Source organism: Xanthomonas vesicatoria ATCC 35937, from assembly GCF_001908725.1.
GTDB classification, from domain to species: domain Bacteria; phylum Pseudomonadota; class Gammaproteobacteria; order Xanthomonadales; family Xanthomonadaceae; genus Xanthomonas; species Xanthomonas vesicatoria.
Genome location: NZ_CP018725.1, coordinates 763,756 through 780,723, shown reverse-complemented (window position 1 = coordinate 780,723; position 16,968 = coordinate 763,756). Strand labels below are relative to the sequence as shown.

At 64.7% G+C, this 16,968-nt stretch carries 10 protein-coding genes; 5 read left to right on the top strand and 5 right to left on the bottom strand.

Annotated elements, in window-relative coordinates:
- Positions 1 to 223: 223 nt before the first annotated feature.
- The 5 genes from BJD12_RS03430 to aptA form a co-directional block, all read right to left on the bottom strand.
- On the bottom strand, positions 224 to 1,216 hold the full coding sequence (locus tag BJD12_RS03430; RefSeq protein WP_039425968.1) for an HD-GYP domain-containing protein: 993 nt from the start codon (positions 1,214 to 1,216) through the stop codon (positions 224 to 226).
- Positions 1,217 to 1,250: 34 nt separating this feature from the next.
- Positions 1,251 to 5,345: a CHASE domain-containing hybrid sensor histidine kinase/response regulator gene (locus BJD12_RS03425; RefSeq protein ID WP_005989812.1), complete on the bottom strand. Its 4,095-nt coding sequence runs from the start codon at positions 5,343 to 5,345 to the stop codon at positions 1,251 to 1,253.
- 151 nt (positions 5,346 to 5,496) lie between these two features.
- Positions 5,497 to 6,801: a DUF445 domain-containing protein gene (locus tag BJD12_RS03420; protein ID WP_039425973.1), complete on the bottom strand. Its 1,305-nt coding sequence runs from the start codon at positions 6,799 to 6,801 to the stop codon at positions 5,497 to 5,499.
- A 206-nt stretch (positions 6,802 to 7,007) separates the two neighbouring features.
- Positions 7,008 to 7,862 carry a hypothetical protein gene (locus BJD12_RS03415; protein WP_005989810.1) on the bottom strand — a complete coding sequence of 285 codons (855 nt, stop codon included), beginning with the start codon at positions 7,860 to 7,862 and terminating at the stop codon, positions 7,008 to 7,010.
- Positions 7,863 to 8,096: 234 nt separating this feature from the next.
- Positions 8,097 to 9,449: an omega-aminotransferase AptA gene (gene aptA / locus BJD12_RS03410; RefSeq protein ID WP_005989809.1), complete on the bottom strand. Its 1,353-nt coding sequence runs from the start codon at positions 9,447 to 9,449 to the stop codon at positions 8,097 to 8,099.
- A gap of 366 nt (positions 9,450 to 9,815) precedes the next feature.
- On the opposite strand from aptA, the gene BJD12_RS03405 reads away from it, so the two are divergent.
- From BJD12_RS03405 to BJD12_RS03380, 5 genes are all read left to right on the top strand, one after another.
- Entirely contained in the window at positions 9,816 to 11,495 is a 1,680-nt protein-coding gene (locus tag BJD12_RS03405) for an OFA family MFS transporter (protein ID WP_005989808.1), read from the top strand.
- A gap of 6 nt (positions 11,496 to 11,501) precedes the next feature.
- A complete protein-coding gene (gene fdhD, locus BJD12_RS03400; RefSeq protein ID WP_039426451.1) occupies positions 11,502 to 12,347 on the top strand; it encodes a formate dehydrogenase accessory sulfurtransferase FdhD in 846 nt (281 codons plus the stop codon).
- A complete protein-coding gene (locus tag BJD12_RS03395) occupies positions 12,344 to 14,692 on the top strand; it encodes an FdhF/YdeP family oxidoreductase (RefSeq protein WP_005989806.1) in 2,349 nt (782 codons plus the stop codon). Before fdhD ends, BJD12_RS03395 begins: the two co-directional genes overlap by 4 nt.
- Positions 14,682 to 14,960 (top strand): hypothetical protein, encoded by a 279-nt coding sequence (locus BJD12_RS03390; RefSeq protein ID WP_039426315.1) that lies wholly within the window; start codon positions 14,682 to 14,684, stop codon positions 14,958 to 14,960. Before BJD12_RS03395 ends, BJD12_RS03390 begins: the two co-directional genes overlap by 11 nt.
- 662 nt (positions 14,961 to 15,622) lie before the next feature.
- A complete protein-coding gene (locus BJD12_RS03380) occupies positions 15,623 to 16,921 on the top strand; it encodes an MFS transporter (protein ID WP_005989803.1) in 1,299 nt (432 codons plus the stop codon).
- The last annotated feature ends 47 nt before the right edge of the window (positions 16,922 to 16,968 follow it).

The following is a 16,968-nucleotide window of genomic DNA, read 5'->3' as shown; positions in this document are numbered from 1 at the left end:
GCGTGAGGCAGCGCGTGCGGTGGCGCAACCGCGTCGGGTGACGGTGAGGTCTGGGTGCGTGGGTGTCGATGGCGCCGCCGTCCCCTCATCCGGCGCTGCGCGCCACCCCGGTGCGAGAAGGGAGTGATGAGCACGCGGATCGTGCGTGGCTCGCTAGCACCAAGCACGACGCAGCTCGCAGCATGCACAAGGCGATACAGCTCGCCGTGCTTGAAGCGCTGGGTCAGCGCTGCGCGGTTCGGCTGTCCCAGGCGTCCTTGATCTCCAGGATCCTTGGCAGCGCATCGTGGAAATGCCGCACCAGGCGCGGTTCCAGTTGCTTGCCCGCCATGCTTTCCAGCTTGCGCATCGCGTCTTCTACCGTCCATGGCGCCTTGTAGGCGCGCCGCCCGCAGAGCGCGTCGAACACGTCGGCCACCGCGACGATGCGGGCCGATTCCGGAATGGCCTCGCCGGCCAGTCCGGTGGGATATCCGCTGCCGTCCCAGCATTCGTGGTGATGCAGCGCGATTTCGGCGGCCAGTTGAAACACCGGTCCGCGTCCGTGCCGCAGCAGATCGTGACCGGCCTGTGGGTGCTGCCGCACTACCGAGCGTTCGTGCTCGTCCAGCGTATCTGGCTTGTGCAGGATGCTGCCGGGCACGGCGATCTTGCCGGCGTCGTGCAGCGGTGCGGCGTCCTGCAGGGTCTGGGCCTGTTGCGGCGACCAGCCGGCGGCTTCGGCCAGGACACGGGCATACACCGCCATGCGCCAGATATGCGCGCCGGTGTCCGCGTCCTGACCCTGGCCGGCGGTGCCCAGCAAGTGAATCGCATCGCGGTATTGCTGCGCCAGCCGCGCGTTTTCGGCCAGCCTAAGCTGGGTGTTGATACGCGCCTTGAGCAGGGCCGGCGAATAGGGCCTGCTGACGTAATCGGCCGCGCCCGCTTCCAGCCCAGCGCGCTCGTCGTGCTCGCTGTTGCGCGAGGTCACGAACAGGATCGGGATGGCCGTGCTGGAGGGTTGTTGCTTGAGCGTGCGCGCGACCGCATAACCATCCATGTCGGGGAGTTCGACATCCAGCAGGATCAATGCCGGTGCGTGGCGCGCCACCGCGTCCAGCGCCTCGCCCCCGGTTTTGGCGAACACCAGCGGGAAGTCGTCACGCAGCAACTGGCGCAGGGTTGCCAGGTTGCTGGATTCGTCGTCGACACACAGCAAGGGGCGGGACGGCATGGGTGGTCCTTGCAGACGGTACGGGAGATCGCCGTCAGCGTGGGTGGGTGGCCTGCCAGTCGCGCAGGGTGGCCTGGGCACGGCGAAAGTCGAAATCTTCCACGGCGCGTTGCAGTTCTTCCCGCAGCGAAGGCGGCAGGTGCGGTGCGCAGATCAGCAACGCCTGGTCGATCTTGTCCGCGTTGTCGGTGGATAGGGCGAGCTCCAGGATCTGGATGCTGTCGGCATCGAGTACGACGTCGTCGCCGTCGGCTGCCACACTGTCCTGGCCGTCCTGCAGAAAGGCGCCAATTGCTTCGGCGGTGCGCTGCATGACGTCCTTGAGTGCGATCAGGGATGCGGCGATGTCGTGACCATCTTCGATGCGCGTTTCCAGATCGCTTGCAGCACCGGCCAGCGCCGGCAGCGCCAGCGAACCCGCCGCACCGCGCAACTTGTGCGCCATTGCGCCGATGGCAGACAGTTCGTTGCGGCGCAGGTGCTCGGCCGCAACTTCGGCCGGGTCCGGATTGTCGCGCAGCAGCTTGCTCAGGTAACGCGCGTACGGCTCGCGATCGCGCCACAGGCTGCGCGCGCGTGCAGCGTCCAGCAGTTCCGGATCGGCATGCTGCCACTCAGGGCCGATGGCCGGGTCGCTTTCGTGGGGCAGCGACGGCATGCGCTTTGAGCCCGGATGCATGAAGTGGCGGATGGCCGTGACCAGTTCCTCCACGTTGAAAGGCTTGGCGATGAAACCATTCATGCCCGCTTCCAGGGCTTTTTCCTGTTGCGGGCGGAACGCACCGGCGGTCAGTGCGATCACCGGCAGGCTGGCCAGGGCAGGGATCTGCCGCAGTCGGCGAGTGGCTTCGTAGCCGTCCACCACCGGCATCTGTACGTCCATCAACACCAGATGGAACAGATCGGGCGCACGTTTGAGGGTGTTGATCGCCTGCTCGCCATCGTGGGCGACGGTGACCATGGCGCCTTCGCCCTCGAGAATGCGCTGCGCCACTTCGCAGTTGATCTCGCTGTCGTCGACCAGCAACAGGTGCGTGCCTTCCAGACGCCGGGCCACGAAGGTCGGCGTGACGGGGCGCGCACCTGGCCGCTCGTCGACCAGTTGCTCTACCAGACGATGCAATGCGGCGCTGGTGACCGGCTTGGTCATCACCGCGTCCAGGTCCTGCTGGTCGGGATGCTGCTCCAGCAGCCGCCGCTCGTAGGCGGTGACCATCACGATTACCGGATGCGGGCCAGGGGCCGCACGGGCGCGTATTTCGCGTGCGATGGCCACACCGTCGATGTCGGGCATGCGCCAATCGAGCAGGAAGATGTCGTACGGTTCGCTCGCCTGTTCGATCGCCTGCAGCGCGGCCTGTCCGCTGGCCACTGCGTCCACCCGCCAGCCCAGGTCGGTGGTGATGCGTACCAGATTGCTGAGTGCGGCATCGTGGTCGTCGGCGATCAGTACCCGCGGCATCGCCTCCGGCGGCAGCGCGGGCAGGTCCTGATGCGATTTGGGCGAGGCCGCCTTTTCCAGCGTCACCACGAAATAGAACTCGCTGCCACGGCCGGGCACGCTTTCCACTTCCAGCTCGCCGCCCATGAGCTCGATCAGGCGTCGGCTGATGGTCAGCCCCAGGCCGCTGCCGCCATACCGCCGGCTGGTGGAGGTGTCGGCCTGCAGGAACGGCGAGAAGATCAGGCTCTGCTTTTCCTTGGAAATGCCGATGCCGGTGTCGCGCACGGAGAACAGCAGCTTGACCTTGTTCGGATCGCCGCTGGGGAAGCGCCGCACCGACAGCACCACTTCGCCCTGCTCGGTGAACTTGATCGCATTGCCGACCAGATTGACCAGCACCTGGTTGATGCGCAGCGCATCGCCCAGCAGCCAACGGCTGTCGCGTGGCAACGGCTCGACGATCATTTCCACCGGCTTGGCGCTGAGCGAGGAGCGCATCAGGTCGGCGATATTGTCGAACAATTGATTGAGATCGAATGGTGCGCGTTCCAGATCGATGCGCCCGGCTTCGATCTTGGAGAAGTCCAGGATGTCGTTGATGATTTCCAGCAAGGTGCGTGCGGAGCGGTCGATCTTGGTGACCATGTCCTGCGCCGCACCCGGGAGTTCGCTGCGCTGGAGCAGGTACAACATGCCCAGGATGGCGTTCATCGGCGTGCGAATTTCGTGGCTCATGTTGGCCAGGAAATCGGACTTTGACTGGTTGGCGCTCTTGGCTGCATCCATGGCCAGACGCAGCTGTTTTTCGTGCATCTTCTGCTCGGTGAGGTCCACCGCGACACCGAGGTAGCCGATCACCTGGTCGTTGTCGTCGCGCAGGGTGCTCAGGGTCAGCAGCACCGGCAGGCGGCGGCCGTCATGACTGACATAGGTCCATTCGCTGGTATCGCTGCGGCCCAGGCTGGTGAGCGCGGCCACCGCCTCCAGCGTCTGCGCCACAGGCACCCCGGTCTGCTCGGACAGCAGATGCGCGCGGTCCTGCAGTTCTTCCGGTTCGACGAACTGACTGGCCTTGCGCCGGCCAATCACATCTTCCGCGTTATAGCCAAGCAGCTTTTCTGCGGCGCGATTGAACAACGTGACAAAGCCGCTGGAGTCGGTGGCGATGATCGCGTACCCGGCATGCGCCAGAATCGCGCGCTGCAAGACCGAGAACTTCACCAGCTCGCTGGTGCGCTCGGCCACCTGATGTTCCAGGGAGGCATTGAGGTCGACGATCCGTTGATGCGACCGCACCCGCTCGGAGATATCGCGGAAAAAATGCGAATGACCGCTCAGCGTGCCATCCGGTTCGATGATGGGCGCCTTGCTCGCCAGAACATGCACGTGATGGCCATCGCGGTGACGCATGCTCTGTGCAGCGGAGGCATTGGGCGGAAGCGCATCGTCGGTGTGGTCGATCTGCGGCATCGCATACGGCTGTGGCGACAGCAGTAGCGTCAGATCCTGGTCGATCGCATCCTCGGCGGTGTAGCCGAACATCACTTCTGCGGCAGGGTTCCAGTGCGTGATACGGCCATCCGGGGTTTCGGCCACGATGGCTTCGCTGGAATGGCTGACCAATGCGGCCAGCTCCATCTGCTTGCGCAAGACCTCTTCGCGGCGCAGCCCGTTGCTGAAGTACAGCGCCAGCAACGCCGCCAGCAAGACGGACGCGGCCATGACCAGCCCGCCCACCAGCCACGGCGACGTCTGATTGAGCGAGGCTACGAAGCTGGCCGTGGGGTGGGCGGTGATGATCCAGGTGCGCCCGTAGATGGGCAGCAACTGCACCACCGGCCGCCAGCGCGCGCTGGCGCCAGTGGGGATGCCGCTGCGATAGAAGTTATGCGTCGGCTCGTTGCGATCGGATAGATCCAGCGCCACGTCGCTGCGTTCGCCCAGTGCGCTTTGCACCATCTGCTCGACGGCGAAAGGCGCATATACCCAGCCATTGGTAGCGGCCATGCGTTGCTGTGGTGTCTGCAACGGCATGCCTTCGCGGTACACCGGCAGCAAGACCAGAAAGCCGCTCTCGCTGGGCACGCGATAGCCCGACAGCGAGACCGGCGAGGTCATGATCGGCTCGCCGCTGCGCGCGGCCTGCAATGCCGCAGCGCGGCGGCGCGGTTCGGACGCGATGTCCAGACCGATGGGGCGGTTGCCGGAGGACTCTGGCTCGAAGTACAGCACGATGTAGCGCTCGCCATCCCACGGTGCCAGCAAGCGGCGGTGGATATCCGGCGCGCCGTCGGCACGCGCGGTCTGCAAGAACGCCGCTTCGTCGGCAGGTGCGACCCGATGGATATAACCATAGCCCAGTACGCCGGGAAACTCGCGCGCATAGTCGCGCGAACGGCTGTACAGCGTGAAGCGGTCTCGACCGATGACATCGCTGCCGGCACCGATCACCGCCCCGCGCGCACCGCGCAAGCCGTGCTCGAAGGTGTACATGCGTTCGCTGATATTGCGGGCGAGCGTGCGCACGACATAGTGGAAGCGCTGTTCGCGCTCGAGCTCGTTATGCCGTTGCAGCCAGACTCCCGAAACGATGGCGGCAATCAGACCTGCGGTGAGAACCAGCAGTGCGCTGATAAACGCGCGGCGCCCGTATTTCCTGCGCAGATCCCAGCTGCCATTCGGCATTTTCGTTCCTTCGCCTTGCCTGTTGCGTGCCCAGTGTCCAGGCCGACGGCAACGTCGACCTCGCGGTACCGCCTGACGATCATTTGGATGCGTGCAGCGTCCCCAGTTGCTGCATGCTGTCCTATTGGGCGATCAACGTCATGTCAGTGCATCAGAACGATAGCCAGATCGATAATGCGTGAAGGGCAAGGCCGATCAATCCACCGACCAACGTTCCGTTGAAGCGAATGTATTGCAGATCGCGCCCGACACCCAATTCCAATTGTTCGACGAGGTGACGTTCGTCCCAACTTTTCACTGTCGATGCAATGTGGTCGGTGACCGATGCACGCAGCCGCGTCGTGAGTTTGTCGGCTGCCTGCAGCATATGCTGATTGAGTGCATCGCGCAGCGAGGGATCTTGCGACAGCGCCTGGCCGAGTGATTGCATCGAGCGCTCCATCTGTGCGGCCATCGATGATTCTTCACGTGCCAGATCGTTGCGCAGCGCGTCGCGGATTTCGCCCCACAGGCCCTGCACGTATTCCTGCAAGGCAGGATGTTCGATCGCGCGTTGCTTGAGTTCTTCAACGCGCACGGCCATCTCCGGGTCATCGCGCAAGCGCGCGATGTAACGTTGCAGCCACGCTTCGTAGTCGAGCCTGATTGGATGCTCGGGTGTCTTGAGGATGTCCTGCAACTCTTCGATGGCCGCGCGCGCCATGCGGTCGGCGAGGCTATCGCCGATCTCTTCGATCGGCTTGACCCAGTTCACCGTGCCAACCAGCTTGGGCCACTCGCGGCGCGCATACCGCACGATCAATGCTGAGGCGCGGGTCTTGACCTGTTCCTGGTCCAGCCATTCGCCCAGCCGCAGCAGCACTTCGTCCAGCAACTTCTGATGGCGGCCATCGGTGGTGAGCAGCGCCATCACATCGCCCGCGGTGGCGGCCGCATTCCATTTGCGCAGGCGATCCACCACAAAGCGCTGGATGGCGCTTCGCACTGCGGCTTCGTCCAGCAACTCCAACGCCTGCAACATCCAGCCGCGTGCCATCTGCGCGAGCATACGTGCCTGTTCGGGCTTGGCCAGCCATTCGCCCAGGCGGCTGGCGGGATCGAACACGCGCAGCTTGTCCATCAACGCAGCCGGGGCGAGGAACTGGTCGCGCACGAATACCGCCAGGCCGTCGGCCAGCCGTTCCTTGCCGCGCGGCAGGATGGCGGTATGCGGGATCGGCAGGCCCATCGGACGGCGAAACAAGGCCACCACGGCAAACCAGTCGGCCAATGCGCCGACGGTGGCCGCTTCGCAGAAGGCCGACACCCATGCCCAGATGCCTTGTTCGCCCATCAGGTGGCTGACGACAAAGCCGGCAAACATCGCCAGCAGCAAGGCTACCGCCAACAGCTTCATGCGCTGCAGCTGGGCACGACGGGGATCGATGGGGCGAGACGTACTGAGACTGGGTTCCATGCCCGAAGTGTACCGAGTCGTTTGACCAGGGCATGTCCACGGCAGGTGGCGCTTGCGGGCCGATGTTGGCAGCCGTGCTTGCAACGGGGCGACCAAGCGCCTGTGCTGTCGTAGGAGCGCACCCGGGCGCGACGGGCTTTCGCGAGAAGGCTCAGTCGCGCCCAGGTGCGCTCCTACAGGATGGCTGTTGGCCGGCGGCTGGGCGCTTAGCCGCGCAGCCGCTCCAGCTGCGCCTGCAATGCGGTCACCTTGGACTGCAGCGCGGCGTTTTCGTTTTCCAGCTCGGTCACGCGGCGCTGCAAGGCCTTGAGATCGCGGCGCTCGGCTTCGCCGCCTTCGGCCTCGTCGGGCTTGGGTTTGCGCTTGGCGTCGCGCACGCGCTTGGCGGCCTGCTTGAGTTCTGCCTTGCCGGCCTGCGCGGCGGCACGTTGTTCGTCTTCCGATAGCGTGGCCACGGCGGCCGCGGCGCTGATCGAGATCTCGCCGGCCTTCACTGCCTGCACCACTTCCGGTGCGGCCTGTTTGTGGATGCGTTCGATCATCACCACCTGGTTGCTGCTCAGGCGTGCTTCGCGTGCCAGCTCAGCGCGGCTCACCGGAGTGGAGGTTTCCTCCCACGGCGGGCTGTCGGTGTCGTCGGTGGTGCGGGCGGCGCTTTCGTCGAGGCTGGTGTCGGCTTGCTGGTCGTCGACCGCTGGCGCCTCTGCGGCGGCATCGGCGTCGCGCTGGCTGCGCCGGCGTGCGGCCAGGATCTCGCGCTTGCGCAGTGCCAGCACGCCGCGCTGGAAGTCGGAGACGCTGCGTCGGCCAAGGTGCTGCTCGATCATCCACAGATGCACGTCCTGCATCGATTGGAAGCGTGGGTTTTGCACGGTTTGGAAGGGCAGTCCGTGCTTCTGGCAGATGCCGTAGCGGTTGTGGCCGTCTACCAGCACATCGCCCCACAGCACCAAGGCATCGCGACAGCCTTCGGCCAGCAGGCTGCGCTGCAGCGCCTCGTGCTCGTCGGGTGTCAGCGGGTCGATATAAGCCTTGAGTTCTTCTTTGACAACGATGTTCATGGGGCAACTGCGGGGAGTACGGGGCCGGCATTGTAGAGAGCCTGCTCCGGCTTTGCGCGCTTGACGTGGTGCCCACGCCCGTGACACGCGGGCGCCATTACGACCGGCCGGGCGCGCCGTCGGCGGGCTGTCATGACGCCACTCGCTGACGCCAGGTACCAACGCGATGCGGCCATGCGGACCAGGTCAGTGGCGCGCATCACCGCCTGTCATCCGAGCATGCCGGCTGCCTTGCTAATCCACCTGGCGCAGGATGCCGGCCAGGGTCTCGACCATTTGCCCGATCTGCTCGGGGGTCACGATCAACGGTGGCGACAGCGCGATTACATCCCCGGTGACGCGCACCAGCAGGCCGCCGTCGTGGAAGCAGCGTTCGAACACCTCGTAGCCGCGCGCGCCGGGGGCGCCATCGCGCGGCGCCAGCTCGATCGCGCCGATCAGGCCGATGTTGCGGATGTCGATCACGTGCGGCAGGCCCCGCAAGCTGTGCAGCGCGTCTTCCCACTGCGGGCCCAGCGTGATCGCAGCAGAAAACAGGCCTTCTTCGGCGTAGGTGTCCAAAGTCGCAATCGCAGCGGCGCAAGCCAGCGGGTGGCCGGAATAGGTGTAGCCGTGGAAGAGCTCGATGGCGTTATGCGGCCCGTGCATGAAGGCGTCATGGATCGCATCGGCCACCAGCACCGCGCCCATCGGCACGGTGCCGCTGGTCAGTCCCTTGGCGGCAGTGATGATGTCGGGTGTGACGCCGAAGCGCTGCGCGGCGAACGCCTCGCCGACGCGGCCAAAGCCGGTGATCACCTCGTCGAACACCAGGAGGATATCGTGTCGGTCGCAGATGGCGCGCAATCGTTGCAGGTAGCCTTCCGGCGGCAGGATCACGCCGGCCGAGCCGGACACCGGTTCGACGAACACTGCGGCAATCGTGGAGGCGTCGTGCAGGGTGATCAGGCGCTCCAGATCGTCGGCCAGCTCCGCGCCATACGTCGGCAGACCGCGCGAATAGGCGTTGCGCTGCAGATCCAGCGTGTGGCGCAGATGGTCCGTGCCGGCCAGCAGCGGGCCAAACCACTTGCGGTTATTGGGCAGCCCGCCGATCGACATACCTCCGAAGCCGACCCCGTGATAGGCCTTCTCGCGGCCGATGAAACGCGTGCGCTGGCCTTCGCCGCGCAGCCGGTGGTATGCCAGCACGATCTTCATCGCGCTATCCACCGCCTCCGATCCGGAGTTGGTGAAGAACACATGGCCCAGGCCGGGGGGCGCGATCGCGGCCAGACGCTGCGCCAGTACAAAAGGCAGCGGCGAGCCCATCTGAAAGGTCGGAGCGAAATCCAGCGTGCCGGCCTGTTCGCGGATTGCCGCCACGATCCGCTCACGCGCGTGCCCGGCATTGCAGCACCACAGGCCTGCAGTGCCATCGAGGATCTGCCGGCCGTCGATATCGCGGTAGTGCATGCCGGCGGCCGAGGCGAGCAGACGAGGGCGTGCCTTGAACTGCCGGTTCGCTGTGAAGGGCATCCAGAACGCGTCCAGCTGCGCCGGTGTCTGCAGCGCCTGCGCGTCGTCGCGCAAAAGTGGGTCGTGCATGAGTGGCTCCGTCACGGGTCTCCCGACTGTACGCAGCCTTCGCCCCGGTCGTCACCTCGGCGTCTGGCGAGAATGGGCGGTATGCCCAGACAGTTCTTCCGGGCAGCGGTTGATCTAGCTCGTAAGGACTAGTTAATTAGTCGCAGCGTCGGCCGCTAATCTCAAGGAACGCTTGTATGGCGTGTGTGTGGCGATGCGATGGAACGCTGCGAGGCGTCGCCGAGCATTGCAAAGCTGCAAGGATTGCCGATGATGCGCCAGACAACCGCTTGCTGGGTCTGGTTGTCGCCGCCGCATATATCGCAACACGCCGATCAATCGCAGGCGTCAATCGCCTTTATCGCACTTCATTTTGGGGAATCAAGAATGACGCAAGGGTCCACCGTGGCGGCAGCCAGTGGCGCAGACACCGGTTTGCTGTCCAAGGAGCGCATCGTTGCGCGTCCGGGGTTCAATCGTTGGCTGGTGCCGCCGGCTGCACTGGCAATCCATCTCTGTATCGGCATGGCCTATGGCTTCAGCGTGTTCTGGCTGCCGCTGTCCAAGGCGCTGGGCATCACCGAAGCGATTGCCTGCCCGGCCGACATGGGCCTGTTCGCGCGCATGGTGGCAAGCACCTGCGACTGGAAGATCAGCGAGCTGCAGTGGATGTACACCCTGTTCTTCGTGCTGCTGGGATGCTCGGCGGCGATCTGGGGCGGCTGGCTGGAACGTGCCGGTCCGCGCAAGGCCGGCGTGGTTTCGGCGCTGTGCTGGTGCGGCGGCCTGGTGATCTCGGCGGCTGGCATCCATTTCCATCAGATCTGGATGCTGTGGCTGGGTTCGGGCGTGATCGGCGGCATCGGTCTGGGCCTGGGCTATATCTCGCCGGTGTCGACCCTGATCAAATGGTTCCCGGACCGCCGCGGCATGGCGACCGGCATGGCCATCATGGGGTTCGGCGGCGGCGCGATGATCGGCAGCCCACTGGCCGATGCGCTGATGCGCCACTTCGCCACGCCGACCTCGGTGGGCGTGATGGAAACCTTCCTGGTCATGGCCGCGCTGTACTTCGTCTTCATGATGGCCGGCGCCTTCGGTTACCGCGTGCCGCCGAGCGGCTGGACCCCGGCTGGCTGGACCGCTCCGGTGGCCAGCAACAACGCCATGATCACCGCCAACCATGTGCATGTGAAAAAGGTCTGGGGCATTCCGCAGTTCTGGTTGCTGTGGGGCGTGTTGTGCTTGAACGTCTCGGCCGGCATCGGGGTGATCGGCATGTCTTCGCCGATGCTGCAGGAGGTCTTTGGCGGCCGTCTGATCGGCATGGATATCGGCTTCGGTAGTCTGGATCCGGCCCAGTTGGCCAGCATCGCGGCGATTGCGGCAGGCTTCACCGGCCTGCTCAGCCTGTTCAACATCGGTGGCCGTTTCTTCTGGGCCAGCATGTCCGACAAGCTCGGCCGCAAGAACACCTACACGTTGTTCTTTGTGCTGGGCATCTGCCTGTACGCGGCGGCGCCGTCGGCTGGTGGTGTGGGCGGCATTGCGCTTTTCGTCGGCATCTTCTGCATCATCCTGTCGATGTATGGCGGCGGCTTTGCCACCATTCCGGCGTATCTGGCCGATCTGTTCGGCACCCAGATGGTCGGTGCCATCCATGGCCGTCTGCTGACTGCCTGGGCCACCGCCGGCATCCTCGGCCCGGTGGTCGTGGGGTACATGCGCGAGTACCAGCTGGCGCACGGCAGCCCGCCGTCACAGGTCTACAACACCACCATGTACATCCTCGCCGGCATGCTCGTGCTCGGCCTGATCTGTAATTTGCTGGTGCGCCCGGTGGCCGCGCGTCATTTCATGACGCCCGACGAACTGGCACGCGAGAAGCAGCTGGCGCACGAGAAGGTTGACCGTAGCGGGCATGCGGTGCTGCCGCCGGACCAGATGTCGCGGATCGGGCATGGCGGTAATCCTGCGCTGGTTGCGTTTGCTTGGTTGGCGGTCGGCATCCCGATGGCGTTCGGCATCTGGGTGACGCTGCAGAAAGCCTTCGTGCTGTTTCACTGAGGTGAGATGACCATCCCATCGTCTCGTGCAGTGCGCCCTGGCAGTGTGGTGCGCACGGTTGTCCGTCATCGCGGCGGCCGCGGTGCCACCGTGCAGGACATGGTGGCGGCCGAGATGCCGGTTGCCCTGATCTATAACCAGGTGCCGTTCGCAGTGATGATGGCCACGCCGGAAGACCTGGAGGATTTCGCGCTCGGGTTTTCCTTGAGCGAAGGCATCGTCGACCACGCGCAGGATCTGCGCGTGGTCGCGGTGGAGACCTTTCTGGAAGGCGCGTCGCTGCAGATCGAGATCCCGCCCGAGCGCGCGGCCGCGTTGGACCAGCGGCGGCGCAATCTGGATGGACGTAGTGGTTGCGGCGTGTGCGGCAATGAATCAATCGAGGCGGTGCTACGTGTGCCGCCGCAGGTGCAATCGACGCTGCAGATCGACACCGATGCGCTGGCGCGCGCGCTGGAGGCATTACATGCCCAGCAGCCGATCGCCGCGCAGACCGGCGCCGTGCACGCGGCCGGTTGGGCGGACGCAAACGGGGCAGTGCAGCTCGTGCGCGAAGACGTCGGCCGCCACAACGCGTTGGATAAATTAATCGGTGCATTGGCGCGCGCGCGCATCGATGCATCGCAAGGGTTTGCGGTGGTCACCAGCCGCGCCAGTTACGAAATGGCCATGAAAGCTGCGCAGGCCCGGATTCCGCTCTTGGCGGCGATCTCGGCACCGACCGCGCTGGCGATCAGCCTGGCCGACAGCGCGGGCCTGACCCTGGTCGGTTTTGCCCGCAATCACGATTGTGTTGTTTACAGCCATCCACAACGCCTGAATCTGGGCGTTGCCGTGGGAGAGCCCGCATGAGCAAGAAAACCATCAAGCAGTACGACAATCCCGCGGGCGGCTGGGGCGCATTGCGCTCGGTAGCCAAGCACCTGATGGAACAGGACATCGCGGTGCAGGGCGCCAAGACGCTGCTGCACGCCAACCAGCCGGACGGCTTCGATTGCCCGGGCTGCGCCTGGCCGGATCGCGACCACACCTCCACCTTCGAGTTCTGCGAAAACGGCGCCAAGGCCGTGGCCGCCGAGTCCACCGCGCGCCGCGCCGGGCCGGAGCTCTTCGCCTCGCACAGCGTGAGCCTGCTGTCGCAGTACAGTGACTACTGGCTGGAAGGGCAGGGCCGCTTGACCCACCCGATGCGCTACGACGCCGCCACCGATCATTACGTGCCGGTGAGCTGGGACGCTGCGTTTGCGCAGATCGCCGGCCATCTCAATGGCCTGGCAACCCCGGACGAGGCGATCTTCTACACCTCCGGGCGGACCAGCAACGAAGCGGCGTTTTTGTATCAGTTGTTTGTGCGCGAGTTCGGGACCAACAACTTCCCTGACTGCTCCAACATGTGCCACGAGCCCTCCGGCACCGCCCTGCGCGCGCAGATCGGCGTGGGCAAGGGCACGGTGTCGTTGCACGATTTCGAGTTGGCCGATGCCATCTTCATCTTCGGCCAGAACCCGGGCACCAATCACCCGCGCATGCTGGGCGAGTTGCGCCAGGCCTCCAAGCGTGGCGCGGCGATTGCGGCGTTCAATCCGCTGCGCGAACGCGGGCTGGAGAAATTTGCCGACCCGCAGGACAAGCTGGAGATGCTGCACAACGGCTCCACGCGCATCGCCTCGGATTATTTCCAGCTCAAGATCGGCGGCGACCTGGCAGCGTTGAAGGGCATCATCAAGCATGTGCTGGAGCGCGATGCGCAGGCGCAGCGCGATGGCACGCCGCGGTTGCTGGATCTGGATTTCATCGCCGAGCACACCGCGAATTTCGACGCATTCGCTGCCGATGTGCATGCCGAGCGCTGGGACACGATTGTCGAAGAATCCGGCCTGGACGAGGCGGCGCTGCGCAAGGCCGGCGAGATCTATCTAAAGGCCGAGCGTGTGATTGCGTGCTGGGGCATGGGCATCACCCAGCACAAGCACTCGGTGGCCACCATCCACATGATCACCAACCTGCTGTTGCTGCGCGGTCATCTGGGCCGTCCCGGCGCAGGCGTGTGCCCGGTGCGCGGGCATAGCAACGTGCAGGGCGACCGCACGATGATGATCTACGAAAAACCGCCGGCCGCCTTCCTGGACAAGCTGCAGTCGGTGTTCGGCTTTGCGCCGCCGCGCGAAGATGGCTTCGATACCGTCGGTGCGATTGAAGCGATGCTGGACGGGCGGGGCAAGGTGTTCTTCGCGATGGGCGGCAATTTTGCTGCCGCCACGCCGGATACCGACGCCACGCACCGCGCATTACGCAACTGCGAACTTACGGTGCACGTCACCACCAAGCTCAATCGCAGCCATCTGGTGCACGGACGCGATGCGTTGATCCTGCCGTGCCTGGGGCGTACCGAAATCGATATCCAGGACACCGGCTCGCAAGGCGTGACGGTAGAGGATTCGATGAGCATGGTGCACCTGTCGGCCGGCATCAACCCGCCCGCCTCGCCGGAGCTGTTGTCGGAGCCGGCGATCGTTGCGCGCATGGCAGAAGCCACGCTGGGTGCGCGCAGCGCCATCCGCTGGCGCTGGCTGGTCGGCGATTACGACCGCATCCGCGACCTGATCGCACAGGTGTTCCCGGACTTTGCCGACTTCAACGAGCGCGTACGCACGCCGGGCGGTTTTCGCCTGTCCAACACCGCGCGTGACCGCCACTGGGTCACCCCTGAGCAGCGTGCAGTGTTCAAGGCGCACGCGGTCCCCACCGACAACCCGATTCATCGCGCGCGGCGTTCGCGAGGCGATCAGATGGTGTTTACGCTCGCCACCACGCGCTCGCACGATCAATACAACACCACCATCTACGGGCTGGACGATCGCTACCGCGGCGTGTTCGGCGAGCGCCGCGTGTTGTTCATCAACGGCGCCGATATCGCCGCGTTGAACATGAAGGCCGGCGATTGGGTGGATTTGGAAAGCCTGTGCGAAGACGGCGTGCATCGCGAGGCGCGGCGTTTCCTGCTGGTGGACTACAACATTCCGCGTGGCTGCCTGGCCGCGTATTACCCGGAAACCAACGCGCTGGTGCCGCTGTCGAGTTTTGCCGACGAAGCACGTACGCCGACCTCCAAGTCGATTCCGGTGATCGTGCTGCCGCATCGCCTAGAAACTGCCGATGCGGCGCCGCGCGATATCGGGGCCGTGCTTGTCCGCTGACCCGCAACTCACTGCGAAGCTATTGCACGTCCTGGCCGATGCGCCGGAAGGCGTGTCTCTGGCTAAGTTGTGCAAGCAACTGGGTGTGCGCATGAGCGTGTTACTGCGCACGCTCGCCTGGCTGGGGACGGCAAACCTGGACGGTGAACCTGGCCCGGACTGGGTCCGCGTAGAAGAGCGTGGCGAACGGCAATTTGCGGTGATTACCGCTGCCGGTCTGGATGAACACGTACAGCGTGCAACGGCGCAAGCGCCGCAGGGCGGTTAAGCGATCTTCCCGCTTTGATGAAGAGCTGGCGGTGTTTTGGATTTGGTTGGTACCGCATCCAGGAACGACGAGGGTCACGGGTTTGAGCCAAAAGCGTCGTTGGGCGAGCGCGCGGTGCCCTCACCGCTTGCGGGACACGCCGTAAACCCATCCCTGGGCGCTCGATGGCGGCATCCATGCCGCCAACGGTCCCGCAATCGGCGAGGTCACCGCACCAGAGCGTTGGTCGGCGGTTTTATGCGAGCTGCTCTTAATACGCAGGCGGCGCAGCGCGGCGCAGAAAGCGAAGGTCGCCTATCGCTTGCACTGACACACCGACCATCTCGACTGGTCCTTGTCCGCTCACCGTCGCGTAAGAGCCTACAGGGACGTACTTGCGGCGTGTCCCGCGATGGTGGGCGGACAAGGGCCCTTCAGCAAACCAACCAAGCTTTAGCGGGAAATAGTCGCAGCAATACCGCAGATCAAGCGTTCTGCAACCAAAGCACTTGAACAGCAGTTGGCTACGCTTTGTCGATCGCCTTAAGCGGGCAAGGCAAGGATGCCTAGCCCATAGCACCGTCGGTCACGCCTGTAACTTTTTACCAACCGGTTCGCCTGCGCAAAGCGTTGCCACGATCTGCCAGAATCAGCCGTCTTGTCTGTCTGGATGCCGATCAACGATGACTGCCGCCGCGCCACTCGCTACGCCCGTCAATTCGCCTGCGCGCGTGCTGTTTGCCAGCCTGATCGGCACCACCATCGAATTCTTCGATTTCTACATCTATGCCACCGCTGCGGTGCTGGTGTTCCCGACGTTGTTCTTTCCGGCCGGTGACGGCAGTGCGGCGATGCTGCAGTCGCTGGCGACCTTTGCGGTGGCTTTCATCGCGCGGCCGGTGGGCTCGGCGGTGTTCGGGCACTTTGGCGATCGGGTGGGCCGCAAGGCCACGCTGGTGGCAGCGCTGCTGACCATGGGCCTGTCCACGGTAGCTATTGGTCTGTTGCCCGGCTATGCGCAAATCGGGGTTTGGGCGCCGTTGCTGCTGGCGGTTTGCCGGTTTGGCCAGGGGTTGGGCCTTGGCGGCGAGTGGGGCGGAGCGGTGCTGCTTGCCACCGAGAACGCGCCGCCGGGCAAACGTGTGTGGTACGGCATGTTTCCGCAGCTGGGTGCGCCGTTGGGCTTTTTGCTGTCCACCGGCACCTTCCTGGGCATGGGCGCACTGCTGGACGATGCGGCCTTCTTGCAGTGGGGGTGGCGGGTGCCATTTCTGGCAAGCGCCTTATTGGTGCTGACAGGGCTGTGGGTACGCCTGAGCATCACTGAAACGCCGGACTTTCAAAAAACCCTGGATCGCAAGACGCGTGTGCGGCTGCCGCTGGGCACGGTAATTTCACAGCATTGGCCGGCGTTGCTCGTTGGCACGCTGGGCGCGTTTGCCACCTTCGTGTTGTTCTACCTGATGACCGTATTCGCGTTGGGCTATGGCACCAAGACGCTGGGCTACGACAAGGAACAATTCCTCTTGCTGCAGATGGCCGGCATCGTATTTTTTGCACTCGGCATTCCGCTGTCGGCCAAGTTCGGAGACCGGCACGGCGCACCATTGGCGATGATGCTCGCCAGCGTCGCCATTGTTGCGTTCGGGCTGGCGTTCGCGCCGTTGTTCCAGGCACATCACCCGCTGCAAGTGCTGGTCTTTCTTGGCCTGGGATTCTTCTTCATGGGGCTGACCTACGGGCCCTGTGGCACCTTGCTGGCGGAGTTGTATCCCACCGAAGTGCGCTACACCGGCGCGTCGCTGTCGTTCAACCTGGCCAGCATCCTGGGCGCGGCGCCGGCACCGTACCTGGCCACGCAACTGGCGGCCCGCTACGGGGTGCAAGCGGTGGGTTACTACCTGGGCGCCGCCGCCGTGTTGAGCTTGCTCGCATTGACGGTGGCGCGGCGCTCGCGGCCCAAGGCGCTTCCTGGCACGTAACTTCTCAGGCGTGTGCTGGCACGCAATGGTGCGTGTCGGATAAACGC

Bases quoted from the DNA above. Each gene is read 5' to 3' on its own strand.
- BJD12_RS03430 (WP_039425968.1), bottom strand. From the start codon at position 1,216: ATGCCGTCCCGCCCCTTGCTGTGTGTCGACGACGAATCCAGCAACCTG.
- BJD12_RS03425 (WP_005989812.1), bottom strand. From the start codon at position 5,345: ATGCCGAATGGCAGCTGGGATCTGCGCAGGAAATACGGGCGCCGCGCG.
- BJD12_RS03420 (WP_039425973.1), bottom strand. From the start codon at position 6,801: ATGGAACCCAGTCTCAGTACGTCTCGCCCCATCGATCCCCGTCGTGCC.
- BJD12_RS03415 (WP_005989810.1), bottom strand. From the start codon at position 7,862: ATGAACATCGTTGTCAAAGAAGAACTCAAGGCTTATATCGACCCGCTG.
- aptA (WP_005989809.1), bottom strand. From the start codon at position 9,449: ATGCACGACCCACTTTTGCGCGACGACGCGCAGGCGCTGCAGACACCG.
- BJD12_RS03405 (WP_005989808.1), top strand. From the start codon at position 9,816: ATGACGCAAGGGTCCACCGTGGCGGCAGCCAGTGGCGCAGACACCGGT.
- fdhD (WP_039426451.1), top strand. From the start codon at position 11,502: ATGACCATCCCATCGTCTCGTGCAGTGCGCCCTGGCAGTGTGGTGCGC.
- BJD12_RS03395 (WP_005989806.1), top strand. From the start codon at position 12,344: ATGAGCAAGAAAACCATCAAGCAGTACGACAATCCCGCGGGCGGCTGG.
- BJD12_RS03380 (WP_005989803.1), top strand. From the start codon at position 15,623: ATGACTGCCGCCGCGCCACTCGCTACGCCCGTCAATTCGCCTGCGCGC.